At 69.5% G+C, this 17,591-nt stretch carries 9 protein-coding genes, 1 tRNA gene and 1 rRNA gene; 10 read left to right on the forward strand and 1 reads right to left on the reverse strand.

Features of this window, described 5'->3' with window-relative positions; all coding sequences use genetic code 11:
- The 3 genes from rrf to AB0L75_RS37445 all read left to right on the forward strand — a co-directional run.
- A 5S ribosomal RNA gene (rrf, locus tag AB0L75_RS37435) occupies positions 1 to 92 on the forward strand; the annotation flags it as partial.
- A gap of 116 nt (positions 93 to 208) precedes the next feature.
- Positions 209 to 871 (forward strand): DegT/DnrJ/EryC1/StrS family aminotransferase, encoded by a 663-nt coding sequence (locus tag AB0L75_RS37440; RefSeq protein WP_365190549.1) that lies wholly within the window; start codon positions 209 to 211, stop codon positions 869 to 871.
- 84 nt (positions 872 to 955) lie between these two features.
- Positions 956 to 1,031: transfer RNA gene (locus AB0L75_RS37445), tRNA-Thr, on the forward strand.
- Between the two features lie 42 nt (positions 1,032 to 1,073).
- Here AB0L75_RS37445 and AB0L75_RS37450 read toward each other — a convergent pair.
- Positions 1,074 to 3,833 (reverse strand): SpoIIE family protein phosphatase, encoded by a 2,760-nt coding sequence (locus tag AB0L75_RS37450; protein ID WP_365190481.1) that lies wholly within the window; start codon positions 3,831 to 3,833, stop codon positions 1,074 to 1,076.
- A gap of 409 nt (positions 3,834 to 4,242) precedes the next feature.
- Between AB0L75_RS37450 and AB0L75_RS37455 the strand changes: the two genes are divergently transcribed.
- The 7 genes from AB0L75_RS37455 (at position 4,243) to AB0L75_RS37485 (ending at position 17,549) form a co-directional block, all read left to right on the forward strand.
- A complete protein-coding gene (locus tag AB0L75_RS37455) occupies positions 4,243 to 9,702 on the forward strand; it encodes a HAMP domain-containing protein (protein WP_365190483.1) in 5,460 nt (1,819 codons plus the stop codon).
- A 298-nt stretch (positions 9,703 to 10,000) separates the two neighbouring features.
- Positions 10,001 to 10,681 carry a response regulator gene (locus tag AB0L75_RS37460; RefSeq protein ID WP_365190484.1) on the forward strand — a complete coding sequence of 227 codons (681 nt, stop codon included), beginning with the start codon at positions 10,001 to 10,003 and terminating at the stop codon, positions 10,679 to 10,681.
- A 124-nt stretch (positions 10,682 to 10,805) separates the two neighbouring features.
- Positions 10,806 to 13,562, forward strand: coding sequence for a DNA translocase FtsK (locus tag AB0L75_RS37465; protein WP_365190485.1), 2,757 nt, complete (start codon positions 10,806 to 10,808; stop codon positions 13,560 to 13,562).
- A gap of 278 nt (positions 13,563 to 13,840) precedes the next feature.
- Positions 13,841 to 14,683 carry a RodZ domain-containing protein gene (locus tag AB0L75_RS37470; RefSeq protein ID WP_365190486.1) on the forward strand — a complete coding sequence of 281 codons (843 nt, stop codon included), beginning with the start codon at positions 13,841 to 13,843 and terminating at the stop codon, positions 14,681 to 14,683.
- 96 nt (positions 14,684 to 14,779) lie between these two features.
- Complete coding sequence (rimO, locus tag AB0L75_RS37475; protein WP_365190487.1) at positions 14,780 to 16,252, forward strand: 30S ribosomal protein S12 methylthiotransferase RimO; 1,473 nt, start codon at positions 14,780 to 14,782, stop codon at positions 16,250 to 16,252.
- Complete coding sequence (gene pgsA / locus AB0L75_RS37480; protein WP_365190489.1) at positions 16,249 to 17,007, forward strand: CDP-diacylglycerol--glycerol-3-phosphate 3-phosphatidyltransferase; 759 nt, start codon at positions 16,249 to 16,251, stop codon at positions 17,005 to 17,007. The genes rimO and pgsA overlap by 4 nt, the downstream gene beginning before the upstream one ends.
- The gene (locus AB0L75_RS37485; RefSeq protein WP_365190490.1) at positions 17,004 to 17,549 is read left to right on the forward strand and encodes a CinA family protein; all 546 of its coding nucleotides are present in this window, start codon (positions 17,004 to 17,006) and stop codon (positions 17,547 to 17,549) included. Before pgsA ends, AB0L75_RS37485 begins: the two co-directional genes overlap by 4 nt.
- Positions 17,550 to 17,591: the final 42 nt, after the last annotated feature.

Consider the following 17,591-nt stretch of genomic DNA (forward strand, 5'->3'; position numbering starts at 1 on the left):
CGCCCGGTTACATTCCGAACCCGGAAGCTAAGCCTCACAGCGCCGATGGTACTGCAGGGGGGACCCTGTGGGAGAGTAGGACGCCGCCGAACAATTCTTCTAAAAAGGTCGGATCCTGAACTTCGGTTCGGGGTCCGACCTTTTTACGTTTTGCTTAACGTGTCGTTCACCCGGCCCGCCCAGCATCCAGCACATGGGTACTGCTGCAATGCTCAGGGCCGCCGGTGTCGGAGTCGGTGACGAGGTCGTCGTACCGGCCTTCGGGAACGTCGAGGTCGCCGAGGCCGTGACCCTGGCCGGTGCGCTCCCGGTGTTCGCCGACATAGACCCGGTGACCTACTGCCTCGACCCCGACGCTGTCGAGGCAGCCCTAACTCCCCGTACGGCAGCGGTCGTTGTCGTACACCGCTTCGGACGGTGGGCCGATCTCGGCCGGTTGCGCGCGCTCGGGCAGCGGCATGAGCTGCTGGTGCTGGAGCAGGGCGAGTCCGAGGCGCCGTACGACGAGATAGCGCAGCGCAGGGAGCGGGCCGCGTATCTCGACTCCAAGCTCAAGGGCGTGCGGACGCCGGACGGCGGGGACGGGCACACCTATCAGCAGTACGTCGTGCGGGTGCCGGGCAACGGCCGGCCCGACCGGGACGCCTTCGCGATGGCCTTGCGGGCCAAGGGAGTTGAGTGCCGGGTGCCGGTCAAGACGCCCGTGCACCGGCTGCCGGAGTACCGGCGGTGTGTGTCCCTGCCGGAGACCGAGGTCGCCGCCGACGAGACGCTGACGCTGCCCGTGGACGCCTCGCTCACCAAGCGGGAGATGCAGCGGATCGTCTCCGCGTGCAACGCGCTCGGAGGATTGCTGCAGCCCGCCTACTGAGCGGGCTCCGAACGAATTTGGGAACTCGGACCTGCTCGGGGTACAGTTCCTTTGTCGCCGCGAGGGAAACCTCGAAAACGACAGGCCCCTATAGCTCAGTCGGTAGAGCGTCTCCATGGTAAGGAGAAGGTCAACGGTTCGATTCCGTTTGGGGGCTCCAGCAAAAAGGCCTCACCCTTTCGGGTGAGGCCTTTCGCCTGTCTTACGCCTCCTTGTGGATTCCCGGGACGCGCATCGCCAGGATCGCCATGTCGTCCGACGGGGCGTCCGACGCGAAGCGTTCCACGGCGCGCATGATGCGCGCGGCGACCGCGCCCGCCGTCAGCCCCGTGCAGGTGGTGAGGACGTCGGCGAGGCCGTCGTCGCCCAGCATGCGCGAGCCCTCGCGGCGTTCGGTGACGCCGTCCGTGACGCACAGCAGCACGTCACCGGGGTCGAGGGTCACCGTCTCCTCGTGCAGTTCCAGGTCCTCGATCACGCCCAGCAGCGGCTGTGGTTCGGCGGCGGGCGTCACCGTGCCGTCCTGGCGCAGGCGCAGTGGGAGCGGATGGCCGGCGCAGACCACCTTCAGCTCGGCGCTGCCGTCCTCCTGTGGGCGCATCTCGCCGTAGAGGAGGGTCAGGAAGCGGCTGCGGTCGCCCTCGTCGAGGATCGCCGAGTTCAGGCGCTGCAGGACCGCCGGTCCGGACAGGCCCTCGCGGGCCAGCAGGCGCAGGGCGTGCCGGGCGAGGCCGGTGACCGCGGCCGCGTTGGGGCCCGTACCGCAGACGTCGCCGATGGCGAAGCCGTAGGCGCCGTTGCCGATGGGGAAGAGGTCGTAGAAGTCACCGCCGACCTCGTTGCCCTCGCCGGCCGCGCGGTAGATGACCTCGACCTCGACGCCGTCGATGTGTGGGGTGCCGGGCGGGAGCAGGCTGCGCTGGAGGGCCTGGCTGATGGCCGTGCGCTCCGAGTAGAGGCGGGCGTTGTCCAGGGCGAGGGCGGCCCGGCGGGACAGGTCCTCGGCCAGTTCCAGGATTTCCTGGCGGAAGTGTTCGTCGGTGGGCTTGCCGAGGACGAGCATGCCGATGACGCGGTTGCGGGCGACGAGCGGCAGGACGACCGTCTCGCCGCCGACCGCGGAGGCCGTGGCGAGGGTCGGGCCGATGCTCGAGCTGACCCGGTGCGTGGGGCCGCCGGAGAGGCCGAGGCTGCGCATGGAGGTGCGCAGGGCGGCCTGGTGTGCGACCTCGCCGGGGACGGTCCACACGCGGGCGCCGGGGGTCGGTACCGGGTCCGGCGGGGCGATCTTCGACAGCAGTGACTTGATGCCGTCGATGAGTTCCTCGTCCTCGTGCAGGACGTACGACAGATACGGCTCCGAGGCCTGGTCGGCGATGGTGTAGACGGCGCACCAGGTCGCCAGGGTGGGGACCGTCATCTGGGCCATCAGAGCCAGTGTCTGGTCCCGGTCCAGGGTGCCGGCCAGCAGGTCGGAGGCCTCGACCAGGAAGCTCAGGGAGCCGCGGCGCAGCCGCTCCAGCTCGCCCAGGCGGGCCGACTCGACGGCGAGCGCGATGCGGTCGGCGGCGAACTGGAGGCGCAGCGCCTCCTCGTTGGAGTACCGGCAGGGTGCCTCGGCCGCGACGCCCAGGGAGCCGGTGAGCCGGCCCTCGACCTTCAGCGGGACCGTGACGACCGAGCGCATACCGGTGCCGGACAGCAGCGGTACGGCTCCGGGTACGGCGGTGAGGTCGTCGTGGACGGCGGGCATGCGTGCGGAGCCGTAGCGGCCGGGGCCCGCCTCGACGGGCACGCGCGCGAAGCGCTGGCGGGCCGAGGGCAGGCCGGTGGAGGCACGGACCTCCAGCTCGGTCTCGTCGTCGGTGGCCAGCAGCAGGAACGCGGAGTCGCCGTCGAGCATGTCGCGGGCGCGCTCGACCGTGCGCTGCAGCAGTCCGTCGAGGTCGTCCGGGGCGGGGGAGCCGATGAAGACCTCGAAGGGGTCGGTGCTCTGCCCGTCGGCGGGCTGGGGCTGGTCACCGGCCGGGACGCGCGGCGGTGTCTGCAGGACGGCGCGCTCGTGCTCGCGGACCAGGAGGCAGACGGTGGAGGGTTCGCCGCCGGTGTCGCGGACTCTGAGGTGGGAGGCGTAGACCGGGGCGACCCGGCCGTCGGCGCCGCGGATGCCGTAGCTGCCCTCCCAGCGGGAGAGCTGGAGGGCCTCGGCGACGCCGGTGCTGGTGCCCGGGGTGTGCGGCCAGGCCGCCAGTTCGGTGAGGGGCCGGCCGACGACCTCGCCGGTCGCGTAGCCGAAGAGTTCCTCGGCGTCCTCGTTCCAGGAGGTGATGGCGCCCTTCCGGTCGACCTGCAGCACCGCGACGCGGACCCGGCCGTCGGCCAGCGGGAGCAGGTCGGCGGGGAGGGACGGGCCGGCTGTGCGAGTGCCGACCGGGCGTTCGGGGAGGTTGAGCTGGAACCAGACGTTCTTGTGGGTGGGGGTGTAGTCCACGCCCCAGCGGCCGGCCAGTGCCGCGCACAGCTGCAGGCCGCGGCCGCCCTCGCGGTCGGGGCTGCCCATCGTGGCCGTCGCGTTCTGGAGGGGGACCTCGCGCTCGGGGTAGCGGTCGGCGACCTCGATACGCACTCCGTCCTCGGTGCGCAGGCACAGTACGTCCGCGTGCGTGCCCGCGTGGACGACCGCGTTGGTCACCAGTTCGCTGGTGAGGACGACGGCGTCGTCGACGATGTCGGCGAAGCCCCACCCCTGGAGGGTGTCGCGGACGAAGGACCGGGCGGTCGCGACCGACCGCCCCACGGGCTCGAAGGTGGCGGCCGCGCGCGCGGTGATCACAGAACTCCTCGGCCGGTTGTCGACGTGCAGGGCTGCATGGCCGGCCGGCTCGCTGCGCTGCTGCGGCATCAGCTCGCCCGTCGGCTGTGGCTCCGGGGGCTGTCCCCCGGGGATGACTCCGGTGGTCATGGTCTGCGGCCGCCCCTCCGATGCCCGCTCGTTCTCGTGCCACCGCCCAGGCCGGTCGGACCGGTGCGGCTGGACAGCCGCATGCAAGGTTACTTACCTTCGCCGTCCGAGCGGATGCCGGTCGCCGGTGTTTACCCCCGAGGGTGTGCGGACGATGTGCGAAGCTGCCGAACTGTTATGGCCTGGTTCGGGCAGGGTGAAACACTGGGCAAGCTTCTGATGAAGGTCGGGTCGGGCTGCGTGTGTTCCGTGTACGGCGGGCAGCAGCCCCTGGTGTGGCCGGATCTCGTCTGGCAGAAATACGCAGCAGTAACGGGTACGCGGAAGTATCCGGTATGCCGATGACGGGCAGGCCGGGTCGAAGCGGCCGAGCACAGCAGTAACGGTCTACCCCTCCGGGAGGGACACAGTGGAGTCTGGCGCGGCGACGCGTGGCACGAAGACGCGCGCGAAAGGCGGACCGTCCCTGGGCAGGCGCGGCAGTACGACTGCCGTGGACACGGCCGCCCTGAACCGGCTGCTGGCGGCTCTTGTCGCGATGCGTGACGGGAACTTCCGCAAGCGGCTGACGGTCTCCGGGGACGGAGTGATGTCCGAGATCGCGGCCGTCTTCAACGAGGTGGCCGACCGGAATCTCCATCTGACCGGTGAGCTGTCCCGGGTGCGTCGCATGGTGGGGCGTGAGGGAAAGCTCACGGAACGGCTGGAGGCGGGGGCCTGCGAGGGTTCCTGGGCGTCCGCGATCGACGCCTCCAACGCGCTTGTCGACGATCTCGTCTGGCCGGTCTCGGAGGTCGGCCGGGTACTTACGGCGGTCGCGGAGGGTGATCTGTCGCCGCGCATGGAGCTGCGCACGCAGGCGCCGGACGACGGCACCGGGCATCCGCTGCGGGGTGAGTTCCTGAAGGTCGGCCGTACCGTCAACAACCTGGTCGACCAGCTGTCGACGTTCACGGACGAGGTCACGCGCGTGGCCAGCGAGGTCGGCACCGAGGGCAAGCTCGGCGGGCAGGCCCAGGTGCGCGGTATGTCGGGTTCGTGGAAGGACCTGACCGAGTCCGTCAACACGATGGCGAACCGGCTGACCGCGCAGGTGCGCGACATCGCGCTGGTGACGACGGCGGTCGCGCGCGGTGATCTGTCACGCAAGGTGACCGTGCATGTGGCCGGCGAGATGCTGGAGCTGAAGAACACCGTCAACACGATGGTGGAGCAGTTGTCGTCCTTCTCCGTCGAGGTGACGCGGGTCGCCCGTGAGGTGGGCACCGAGGGCATTCTGGGCGGCCAGGCGCAGGTGCCGGGCGTGGCCGGTGTGTGGAAGGAGCTGACCGACTCCGTCAACACGATGGCGGGCAACCTGACCGCACAGGTGCGGGGGATCTCGCAGGTCACGACGGCTGTCGCCAATGGTGACCTGTCGCAGAAGGTGACGGTTCCGGCGCGCGGCGAGGTGGCGCAGCTGGCCGAGACGATCAACCAGATGACCGAGACGCTGCGGATCTTCGCGGACGAGGTCACGCGCGTCGCGAACGAGGTCGGCGCGGAGGGGCGGCTCGGCGGTCAGGCGAACGTGCCGGGCGCCGCCGGTACGTGGAAGGACCTGACGGACTCCGTCAACACGGTCTTCCGGAACCTGACCACTCAGGTGCGCGACATCGCCACCGTGACGACGGCCGTGGCCAGCGGTGATCTGTCGCAGAAGGTCACGGTGGACGTGGCGGGCGAGATGCTGGAGCTGAAGAACACCGTCAACGGGATGGTGGACCAGCTGTCCGCGTTCGGTGCCGAGGTGACGCGGGTCGCGCGGGAGATCGGTGTCGAGGGTGAGCTTGGCGGTCAGGCGCAGGTGCCGGGGGCGGCCGGTGCCTGGAAGGACCTGACCGACTCCGTCAACACGGCGTTCCGCAATCTCACCGGTCAGGTGCGCAACATCGCCCAGGTGACGACGGCGGTGGCCAACGGCGACCTCTCCCAGAAGGTCACCGTGGACGTCTCCGGCGAGATGCTCCAGTTGAAGAACACCGTGAACACGATGGTGGACCAGCTGTCGAGCTTCGCCGACCAGGTCACGCGGATGGCCAGGGACGTGGGTACGGAGGGCCGGCTGGGCGGTCAGGCCCGGGTGGACGGCGTGTCGGGCACCTGGAAGGAGTTGACGGACTCCGTCAACTTCATGGCCGGCAACCTGACGTCCCAGGTGCGGCAGATCGCCCAGGTGACGACGGCCGTGGCGCGCGGTGACCTGTCGCAGAAGATCGACGTCGACGCCCGCGGCGAGATTCTTGAGCTGAAGAACACGATCAACACGATGGTTGATCAGCTGTCCGCTTTCGCCGACCAGGTGACCCGGGTCGCGCGTGACGTGGGTACGGAAGGCCGGCTCGGCGGTCAGGCGCAGGTGCCCGGTGTGGCCGGTGTGTGGCGCGATCTGACCGACTCCGTGAACGGCATGGCCGGCAACCTCACGGCCCAGGTGCGCAACATCGCGCAGGTCGCGACCGCGGTGGCGCGCGGTGACCTCTCCCAGAAGATCACCGTGGACGCGCGCGGCGAGATCCTGGAGCTGAAGAACACGCTGAACACGATGGTGGACCAGCTGTCGTCGTTCGCCCAGGAGGTCACGCGCGTGGCCCGTGAGGTGGGTACGGAGGGCATCCTCGGCGGTCAGGCCGAGGTGCAGGGTGTCTCCGGCACCTGGAAGGACCTCACGCAGTCCGTGAACTTCATGGCGAACAACCTGACCATCCAGGTGCGCAACATCGCCGAGGTCACGACGGCGGTCGCCAAGGGCGATCTGTCGAAGAAGATCACTGTTGACGCCAAGGGCGAGATTCTTGAGCTGGTCACGACGGTCAACACCATGGTTGATCAACTGTCCAGCTTCGCCGAGCAGGTGACCCGGGTGGCCCGTGAGGTGGGCACCGAGGGCATCCTGGGCGGCCAGGCGCACGTACCGGGCGTCACCGGTATCTGGAAGGACCTCAGCAACAACGTCAACCTGATGGCCAACAACCTGACCATGCAGGTGCGGAACATCTCCCAGGTGGCCTCGGCGGTCGCCAACGGTGACCTGACGCGTCAGGTGACGATCGAGGCGCGCGGTGAGGTCGCGCAGCTCGCCGACACCATCAACATCATGGTGAAGACGCTGAGTTCGTTCGCCGACCAGGTCACCAAGGTGGCCCGTGAGGTGGGCACGGACGGCATCCTGGGCGGTCAGGCGCACGTGCCGGGTGTGGCCGGCACCTGGAAGGACCTCACCGAGTCCGTGAACCAGATGGCGTCCAACCTGACCGGTCAGGTGCGCAACATCGCCATGGTCACCACGGCCATCGCCAAGGGTGACCTGACGAAGAAGATCGACATTGACGCGCGCGGCGAGATTCTTGAGCTGAAGACGACGATCAACACGATGGTTGATCAGCTGTCCAGCTTCGCCGAGGAGGTCACGCGCGTGGCCCGCGAAGTGGGCACGGAGGGACAGCTCGGCGGGCAGGCACGCGTGCGTGACGTCGACGGCACCTGGCGGGACCTCACCGAGTCCGTGAACGAGATGGCCGGGAACCTCACCCGGCAGGTGCGCGCCATCGCGCGCGTGGCGACCGCGGTGACCCGTGGCGACCTGAACCTGAAGATCGACGTCGACGCGTCCGGCGAGATCCAGGAACTGCAGGACTACATCAACAAGATGATCGCCAACCTGCGCGACACCACGATCGCCAACAAGGAGCAGGACTGGCTCAAGGGCAATCTGGCCCGCATCTCCGCCCTCATGCAGGGCCGCCGCGACCTGGAGGACGTGGCCTCGCTGATCATGAGCGAGCTGACGCCGGTGGTGTCCGCGCAGCACGGCGCGTTCTTCCTGGCGCTGCCGCTCATGGAGGGCAAGGACGCCGGTGACGGCGAGGACAACTACGAGCTGCGGATGCTGGGTTCGTACGGCTACTCGATGGGCTCCATGCCGACGTCGTTCCGGCCCGGTGAGGCGCTGGTCGGCACGGCCGCCGAGGAGAAGCGCACGATCCTGGTGGAGAACGCGCCCAGCGGCTATCTGAAGATCTCCTCGGGGCTCGGCGAGGCCCCGCCGGCGCAGGTGATCGTGCTGCCGGTGTTGTTCGAGGGCAATGTGCTCGGTGTGATCGAGCTGGCCTCGTTCACTCCGTTCACGCAGATCCAGAAGGACTTCCTCAACCAGATCGCCGAGATGATCGCGACCAGCGTCAACACCATCTCGGTCAATACCAAGACCGAGCAGCTGCTGAAGCAGTCGCAGGAGCTGACCGAACAACTCCGTGAGCGCTCGGCGGAGTTGGAGAACCGCCAGAAGGCGCTGCAGGCCTCCAACGCCGAGCTGGAGGAGAAGGCCGAGCTGCTGGCCCGGCAGAACCGCGACATCGAGGTGAAGAACACCGAGATCGAGGAGGCCCGGCAGGTCCTGGAGGAGCGCGCCGAGCAGCTGGCGGTGTCGATGCGCTACAAGAGCGAGTTCCTCGCCAACATGTCGCACGAGCTGCGTACGCCGCTCAACTCGCTGCTGATCCTGGCGAAGTTGCTCGCCGACAACGCCGAGGGCAATCTCTCGCCGAAGCAGGTGGAGTTCGCCGAGACCATCCACGGCGCCGGTTCCGATCTGCTGCAGCTGATCAACGACATCCTCGACCTGTCGAAGGTCGAGGCGGGCAAGATGGACGTCTCGCCGACGCGTATCGCGCTCGTGCAGCTCGTGGACTATGTGGAGGCCACCTTCCGGCCGCTGACCGCGGAGAAGGGCCTGGATCTGTCCGTACGGGTCTCTCCGGAGCTGCCCGCGACCCTGCACACCGACGAGCAGCGGCTGCTGCAGGTGCTGCGCAACCTGCTGTCGAACGCGGTGAAGTTCACCGACTCCGGGTCGGTGGAGCTGGTGATCAGGCCGGCCGGCGCGGACGTGCCGGTGGGCATCCGGGAGCAGTTGCTGGAGGCCGGCTCGCTGACCGATCCGGGCGGGCCGCTGATCGCGTTCTCGGTGACGGACACCGGCATCGGTATCGCGGCCAGCAAGATGCGGGTGATCTTCGAGGCGTTCAAGCAGGCGGACGGCACGACCAGCCGCAAGTACGGCGGCACCGGTCTCGGTCTGTCGATCTCCCGGGAGATCGCGCAGCTGCTCGGCGGTGAGATCCACGCGCAGAGCGAACCGGGCCGCGGCTCGACGTTCACGCTGTACCTGCCGCAGCACCCGACCGAACTGCCGCCGCAGGGCTACCAGCAGTCGGTGCCCGCGCTGGAGGCCGGCGAGCTGCTGGCCTCGGAGGCGGAGGAGTCCTCGGAGCTGTCCGCCGTGGAGATCGAGACCCCGGCCGAGGTGAAGTCGTACCGGGAGACGCAGAACGGCCCCGCCGCGCTCTTCCGGCGCCGTCGGCGGGGTCTGCCCCAGGGCGAGCAGCGCTCCGAGCACTGGGCGTCGGTCCCCGAGCAGGACGGCGCGCCGCAGTCCGCGCGCGCGGTACGGTTCGGCGGCGAGAAGGTGCTGATCGTCGACGACGACATCCGTAACGTGTTCGCGCTGACCAGCGTTCTGGAGCAGCACGGTCTCTCGGTGCTGTACGCCGAGAACGGCCGCGAGGGCATCGAGGTGCTGGAGCAGCACGACGACGTGGCGGTCGTGCTGATGGACATCATGATGCCGGAGATGGACGGGTACGCGACGACCACGGCGATCCGCAGGATGCCGCAGTTCGCCGGGCTGCCGATCATCGCGCTGACCGCGAAGGCGATGAAGGGCGACCGGGAGAAGGCGATCGAGTCCGGTGCCTCCGACTACGTGACCAAGCCGGTCGACCCGGATCATCTGCTGGCCGTGATGCAGCAGTGGATGGGCGGGAAGTGACGAGATCGGCGCGGTGCGATGTGAACACCGGGGGAACCCTCGGCGTGTGTCGGGAGTTGCCCACTTGAGGTGAGTGCGAACGTACGGCTTAAGGTGGCTGCGCACGTATGGGAATGCGAGATTCCGGGAACCATTCCGGCCTCCGCCGCGTTTCCGGTACGTGCACAGTGACATCGCGGTGACAGGGTGTGGCGACAGGCGGGGTGCGGCTACGATGACCGGCACAAGGACGGGCGGCGAAAGGGAGTCGTCCCCTGGGGCGGCGCCCGGTGTACCGCCGGGGCGAGGAGGGCGGGCCATGGTGCAGAAGGCCAAGATCCTCCTGGTCGATGACCGGCCGGAGAATCTGCTGGCGCTGGAGGCGATCCTCTCTGCGCTCGATCAGACGCTGGTGCGGGCATCGTCCGGGGAGGAAGCACTCAAGGCACTGCTCACGGACGATTTCGCGGTCATTCTGCTGGATGTCCAGATGCCGGGCATGGACGGCTTCGAGACCGCCGCGCACATCAAGCGGCGCGAGCGGACCCGGGACATCCCGATCATCTTCCTGACGGCGATCAACCACGGCCCGCACCACACCTTCCGGGGCTACGCGGCGGGCGCGGTCGACTACATCTCCAAGCCGTTCGACCCGTGGGTGCTGCGCGCGAAGGTCTCGGTCTTCGTCGAGCTGTACATGAAGAACTGCCAGCTGCGGGAGCAGGCGGCGCTGCTGCGGCTGCAGTTGGAGGGCGGCGGCAAGGGCGGGGTCGGCGGCAAGGAGTCGGCCGGGCTGCTCGCCGAGCTGTCCGCGCGGCTCGCGGCCGTCGAGGAGCAGGCCGAGGCGCTGTCCAAGCAGCTGGACGACGATTCGGCGGACGCGGCCGCGGTGGCCACGGCGGCCCATCTGGAGCGCAAACTCACCGGGTTGCGGCGCGCGCTGGACGCCCTGGAGCCGGGCTCCGGCCCCGGCGGCGCATCCGTGCCGGCACAGAACTGACGTATGTCCAGGCGGCGGTTGCCCATGAGCGTGCGTCAGCTCCGGTCCCCGGCAAGGGCGACACGAACGGGTGAAGCTGTGGGCACACGTGTCCGCTGTCGTCTCCCCCGGTAACCTCACACCCATGGCCTCACGTCCCTCCGCAGCCAAGAAGCAGCCCGCGAAGAAGGCGGCCGCTCCCGCGAAGGCTCCGGCGAAGAAGGCCGCAGCGAAGAAGGCGGCGGCCAAGAAGGCACCCGCCAAGAAGGCACCCGCCAAGAAGGCTCCGGCCAAGAAGGCCGCGCCGAAGCCGGCGCCCAGCCCCACCGGGGGCGTGTACCGGCTCGTGCGCGCCCTCTGGCTCGGCCTCGCGCACGCCGTCGGCGCCGTCTTCCGCGGCATAGGGCAGGGCGCGAAGAACCTCGACCCGGCCCACCGCAAGGACGGCATCGCGCTGCTGCTGTTCGGCATCGCGCTGATCGTCGCCGCCGGTACCTGGGCCGACCTGAAGGGCCCTGTCGGCGACCTCGTGGAGATCCTCGTCACCGGAGCCTTCGGCCGGCTCGACCTCCTGGTCCCGATACTGCTCGCGGTGATCGCCGTACGGTTCATCCGGCACCCGGAGAGGCCGGAGGCCAACGGCCGGATCGTGATCGGCCTGTCCGCGCTCGTCGTCGGCGTGCTCGGGCAGGTCCACATCGCCTGCGGCTCGCCCGCACGCAGCGACGGCATGCAGGCGATAAGGGACGCCGGCGGCCTCATCGGCTGGGCGGCGGCCAGCCCGCTGACGTACACCATGACCGAAGTGCTCGCGGTACCTCTGCTGGTGCTGCTGACGATCTTCGGTCTGCTCGTGGTGACCGCCACTCCGGTCAACGCCATTCCGCAGCGGCTGCGCGCGCTCGGCGTACGCCTGGGCGTGCTGCACGACCACGAGGCGGAGGAGTTCACCGAGGACGACGCGCGCTACGACGAGCAGTGGCGCGAGGCGCTGCCCGCGCGCCCCCGTAAGCGCTCGTCCGCCCCCCGGGCGTACGACCCCGACGGAGCCGAGGAGGAGGCCCTCTCGCAGCGCCGCGGGCGCCCGAGGCGCTCCGCGGTGCCCCAGCCGGATCCGCAGCGCCACATGGACGCCGTGGACGTCGCGGCGGCCGCCGCCGCGGCGCTCGACGGCGCGGTGCTGCACGGCATGCCGCCCTCCCCGCTGGTCGCCGACCTCACCCAGGGCGTCAGCATCGGCGACCGCGAGGAGACGACCCCGGTACCGGGCCCGGCGCCCGGGCCGGTGCCCGCGCCCTCCGCGGTCCCGGCCGCGCGCCCCCAGCAGGAGAAACTCAAGGCCGGAGTCGTCCCCGACCTGACCAAGAAGGCCCCCGACGAGCCCCGCGACCTGCCCCCGCGCGCGGAGCAGCTCCAGCTCTCCGGGGACATCACCTACTCACTGCCCTCGCTGGACCTCCTCACCCGCGGCGGCCCCGGCAAGGCGCGCAGCGAGGCCAACGACGTGGTCGTCGCCTCGCTCACCCAGGTCTTCACCGAGTTCAAGGTCGACGCCGCCGTCACCGGCTTCACGCGCGGCCCGACGGTCACCCGCTACGAGGTCGAACTCGGCCCCGCCGTCAAGGTCGAGCGGATCACCGCGCTGACCAAGAACATCGCGTACGCCGTCGCCAGCCCGGACGTGCGGATCATCAGCCCCATCCCCGGCAAGTCCGCGGTCGGCATCGAGATCCCGAACACCGACCGGGAGATGGTCAACCTCGGCGACGTGCTGCGGCTCGCGGAGTCCGCCGAGGACGACGACCCGATGCTGGTCGCCTTCGGCAAGGACGTCGAGGGCGGGTATGTGATGCACTCGCTGGCGAAGATGCCGCACATGCTGGTGGCCGGTGCGACCGGTTCGGGCAAGTCGTCCTGCATCAACTGCCTGATCACCTCGGTCATGATGCGGGCGACCCCGGAGGACGTCCGGTTGATCCTGGTCGACCCCAAGCGCGTCGAACTGACCGCGTACGAGGGCATCCCGCATCTGATCACGCCGATCATCACCAACCCCAAGCGGGCCGCCGAGGCGCTGCAGTGGGTCGTCCGCGAGATGGACCTGCGCTACGACGACCTCGCGGCCTACGGCTACCGGCACATCGACGACTTCAACCAGGCCGTGCGCGAAGGCAAGGTCAAGCCGCCGGAGGGCAGCGGGCGGGAACTGCAGCCGTACCCGTATCTGCTGGTGATCGTCGACGAGCTGGCCGACCTGATGATGGTCGCGCCGCGCGACGTCGAGGACTCGATCGTGCGCATCACCCAGCTCGCGCGCGCGGCCGGCATCCACCTGGTGCTCGCCACCCAGCGCCCCTCGGTCGACGTGGTCACCGGCCTGATCAAGGCCAACGTGCCCTCCCGGCTGGCCTTCGCCACCTCCTCGCTCGCCGACTCCCGGGTCATCCTCGACCAGCCGGGCGCCGAGAAGCTGATCGGCAAGGGCGACGGCCTGTTCCTGCCGATGGGCGCGAACAAGCCCACCCGTATGCAGGGCGCGTTCGTCACCGAGGCCGAGGTCGCGGCCGTCGTACAGCACTGCAAGGACCAGATGGCGCCGGTCTTCCGGGACGACGTCACGGTCGGCACCAAGCAGAAGAAGGAGATCGACGAGGACATCGGCGACGACCTGGACCTGCTGTGCCAGGCGGCCGAGCTGGTCGTCTCCACCCAGTTCGGGTCGACCTCCATGCTGCAGCGCAAGCTGCGTGTCGGCTTCGCCAAGGCCGGGCGGCTCATGGACCTCATGGAGTCCCGCGGCATCGTGGGACCGAGCGAGGGCTCCAAAGCACGTGACGTTCTTGTGAAACCTGATGAGCTGGACGGCGTGCTCGCCCTGATTCGCGGGGAGTCTGAGGAGTAGGGCGACGAGCCGTCCGGCGGATGCCGGTTACGCCGGGTGGCGTCATCGTCGTGATCCACTCGTTAGAGATCGGCGGGCAACCGTTTCCCTTTCCCGTACGTCAAGTTGAGCGAGAGGACAGACAGGCATCTCATCCTGAGGTACCTCCTGTCCAGCCCTCGGCATGCCCGGCCATTCCGATGGCGTACAAAGTCCCACCGCCCGGTTGCCCCACCCTTTCGTACCACCCCTAGACTGAGCATTCAGCACAGGTGGCTACACGCTCGAAAGGCGCCCCCGTGTCCATCGGCAACTCCCCTGAAGACGAGCGTCCGTTCGAAGACGAGTCCCAGGAAGCCCGCGTCCCCGTGGGCCGCGCCCTGCGGCAGGCGCGGATCGCGGCCGGGCTCACCGTGGACGAGGTCAGCAGTGCCACTCGTGTCCGCATCGCCATCGTGCACGCCATCGAGGCGGACGACTTCGCTCCGTGCGGCGGCGACGTGTACGCCCGCGGGCACATCCGTACGCTGGCCAAGGTAGTCCACCTGGATCCCGCACCCCTGATCGCCCAGTTCGACGAGGAGCACGGCGGCCGTCCCGCCCCCACCCCCGCGGCACCGCTGTTCGAGGCCGAGCGGATCCGGCCCGAGCGCCGCGGGCCGAACTGGACCGCGGCCATGGTCGCCGCCATCGTCGTCGTGATCGGTTTCGTCGGGTTCACCATGGTGAAGGGCGGCGACTCCGGAAGCGACGCGAAGTCGCAGGTCGCCGAGGGCAGCACACCCGCCGCGAGCAAGTCCGCCCCAGCCACGCCGAAGAAGGACAAGCCGGCCCCGCCGAGCACCGAGCCCTCCGACAGCGCCATCGCGGCCGCGCCCCAGGACAAGGTGACCGTCCAGGTCAGCGCGCCGAACGGACGCAGCTGGATCTCGGCCAAGGACCACAACGGCCGGATGCTCTTCGACGGGCTGCTGAAGAAGGGCGAGTCCAAGACCTTCCAGGACAGCTCCAAGATCAACCTGATTCTCGGCGACGCCGGCGCGATCGAGCTGTACGTCAACGGCAAGAAGATCGACGACAACTTCCAGCCGGGCGCGGTGGAGCGCCTGACGTACACCAAGGGCGACCCGGTGGCGGGCTGACCGGGCGCCTGCTGCGGGACGGGGTCGGCCGTGATCGGCGGGCGGCCCTGACCCCGTCGACGTGGGCTGTCAGTGAGACGAAGTAGTCTTGAGCCCATGCCTGAACGCCGTACCGTCGCACTCGTCACTCTCGGCTGCGCCCGCAACGAGGTGGACTCGGAGGAGCTCGCAGGCCGTTTGGAGGCGGACGGCTGGCAGCTCGTCGAGGACGCCGCGGACGCCGACGTCGCCGTGGTCAACACCTGTGGCTTCGTGGAGGCCGCGAAGAAGGACTCCGTCGACGCCCTCCTCGAGGCCAATGATCTCAAGGACCACGGGAGAACCCAGGCCGTCGTGGCGGTGGGCTGCATGGCCGAGCGGTACGGCAAGGAGCTGGCCGAGGCGCTGCCCGAGGCCGACGGCGTGCTCGGCTTCGACGACTACGCGGACATCTCCGACCGCCTCCAGACCATCCTGTCCGGCGGCATCCACGCCGCCCACACCCCGCGCGACCGGCGCAAGCTGCTCCCGATCAGCCCGGCCGAGCGGCAGGAGTCCGCCGCGTCCGTCGCCCTGCCCGGACACGGCCCGGCCGACCTCCCGGAGGGCGTGGCGCCCGTCTCCGGCCCGCGCGCGCCGCTGCGCCGCCGCCTGGACGGCGCCCCGGTCGCCTCGGTCAAGCTGGCCTCGGGGTGCGACCGGCGCTGCTCCTTCTGCGCCATCCCGTCCTTCCGCGGCTCCTTCATCTCCCGCCGCCCCAGCGATGTGCTGAACGAGACCCGCTGGCTGGCCGAGCAGGGTGTGAAGGAGATCATGCTCGTCTCCGAGAACAACACCTCCTACGGCAAGGACCTGGGCGACATCCGCCTGCTGGAGTCCCTGCTGCCGGAGCTGGCCGAGGTCGACGGCATCGAGCGGGTGCGGGTGAGCTACCTGCAGCCGGCCGAGATGCGCCCGGGGCTCATCGACGTACTGACCTCGACCCCCAAGGTCGTCCCGTACTTCGACCTGTCCTTCCAGCACTCCGCGCCCGACGTGCTGCGCTCCATGCGCCGCTTCGGGGACACCGACCGGTTCCTGGAGCTGCTCGACACGATCCGCTCCAAGGCCCCCGAGGCCGGCGTGCGCTCCAACTTCATCGTCGGCTTCCCCGGCGAGAGCGAGGCGGACCTGGCCGAGCTGGAGCGCTTCCTGACCGGCGCCCGGCTGGACGCCATCGGTGTCTTCGGCTACTCCGACGAGGAGGGCACGGAGGCCGCGACGTACGAGAACAAGCTGGACGAGGACGTCGTGGCCGAGCGTCTCGCGCGGGTGTCCCGGCTGGCCGAGGAACTCGTCTCGCAGCGCGCCGAGGAGCGCGTCGGCGAAACCGTCCATGTGCTGGTCGAGTCCGTCGACGAGGAAGAGGGCGTGTACGGCCGCGCCGCGCACCAGGCGCCCGAGACCGACGGACAGGTGCTGCTCACGAGCGGCGCGGGCCTCGGCGTCGGACGTATGGTCGAGGCAAAGGTGGTCGGTACGGAAGGTGTCGACCTGGTGGCCGAGCCGCTGACCGGCTCGCTCGGGTGTAGTGAGGAGGCGGGCAGATGACCGGAGTCCCGGCATCCGCCGCGGGTGGCTCCTCCGGCGCGCACGGCGCGCGGGGTTCCGGCGCCGCTGCCGGCGGCGCTGCGTCCGAGGTCTCCGGTTCTGCTTCAGGCCCCGACAACGGCGGCAAGCCCGCACGCGGCGGGAAGATCGCGGCCGCGGCCGTCAACCAGGCGAGTGTCTGGAACGTGGCCAATCTGCTGACGATGCTGCGACTGGTCCTGGTGCCAGGCTTCGTGGCGCTGATGCTGGCGAACGGCGGCTATGACCCGGCCTGGCGCTCGCTGGCCTGGGCGGCTTTCGCCATCGCCATGATCACCGACCTGTTCGACGGCCATCTGGCGCGGACGTACAACCTGGTCACGGACTTCGGGAAGATCGCCGACCCCATCGCCGACAAGGCCATCATGGGGGCGGCGCTCATCTGTCTGTCGGCCCTGGGCGATCTGCCGTGGTGGGTGACGGCCGTGATCCTCGGCCGGGAACTCGGCATCACGCTGCTGCGTTTTCTGGTCATTCGCTACGGCGTGATCCCGGCCAGCCGCGGAGGCAAGCTGAAGACCCTCACCCAGGGCGTCGCGGTCGGGATGTATGTCCTGGCGCTGACGGGGTGGCTGGCCACTCTGAGGTTCTGGGTGATGGCCGTGGCGGTCGTCCTCACCGTGGTCACCGGCCTCGACTACGTAAGACAAGCCATTGTGCTGCGCCGGCAGGGAATCGCCGAGCGCGCGGCGGCGTTGGAGGAGAAGGAAGCGTGAGTTCGCACGCCACCGAACTGGTGCGACTACTGACAGTGAGGGGCGAGACCCTCGCCGTCGCCGAGTCGCTCACCGGTGGTCTGGTGGCGGCGGAGATCACCTCGGTCCCCGGAGCGTCCAAGGTGTTCCGGGGCTCGGTCACCGCCTACGCCACCGAGCTGAAGCATCAGCTGCTGGGTGTGGACCGCACCCTGCTGGCGCGGCGAGGAGCGGTGGATCCGCAGGTCGCGGGCCAGATGGCAGCCGGAGTGCGGAAGGCTCTGGGCGCCGACTGGGGCATCGCGACCACCGGAGTCGCCGGCCCCGAACCGCAGGACGGCCAGCCCGTAGGGACGGTGTTCGTGGCCGTCGACGGGCCGCTCACCGACCGCGCCGGTTCTGCCGGTGGCGGAAAAGTGGAAGCCCTGCGGTTGAACGGCAGCCGTGCGGAAATTCGTATGGAGAGTGTACGGAGCGTACTCGCAAGTCTCCTGGAGCAGCTTGCGGGCGAACAGACCGGGAATGAGCGGGCACAGGATACGGAACGGAACGGGGGGTTTTGATGTTTGCAGCCCTGAGTGAACACGACATCGCTCCCCGCACGG

Source organism: Streptomyces sp. NPDC052101 (assembly GCF_040680235.1).
In the GTDB taxonomy this organism is placed as follows: domain Bacteria; phylum Actinomycetota; class Actinomycetes; order Streptomycetales; family Streptomycetaceae; genus Streptomyces.

Coding starts and splice junctions, on each gene's coding strand:
- AB0L75_RS37440 (WP_365190549.1), top strand. CDS start 209: ATGCTCAGGGCCGCCGGTGTCGGAGTCGGTGACGAGGTCGTCGTACCG.
- AB0L75_RS37450 (WP_365190481.1), bottom strand. CDS start 3,833: ATGACCACCGGAGTCATCCCCGGGGGACAGCCCCCGGAGCCACAGCCG.
- AB0L75_RS37460 (WP_365190484.1), top strand. CDS start 10,001: ATGGTGCAGAAGGCCAAGATCCTCCTGGTCGATGACCGGCCGGAGAAT.
- AB0L75_RS37465 (WP_365190485.1), top strand. CDS start 10,806: ATGGCCTCACGTCCCTCCGCAGCCAAGAAGCAGCCCGCGAAGAAGGCG.
- rimO (WP_365190487.1), top strand. CDS start 14,780: ATGCCTGAACGCCGTACCGTCGCACTCGTCACTCTCGGCTGCGCCCGC.
- pgsA (WP_365190489.1), top strand. CDS start 16,249: ATGACCGGAGTCCCGGCATCCGCCGCGGGTGGCTCCTCCGGCGCGCAC.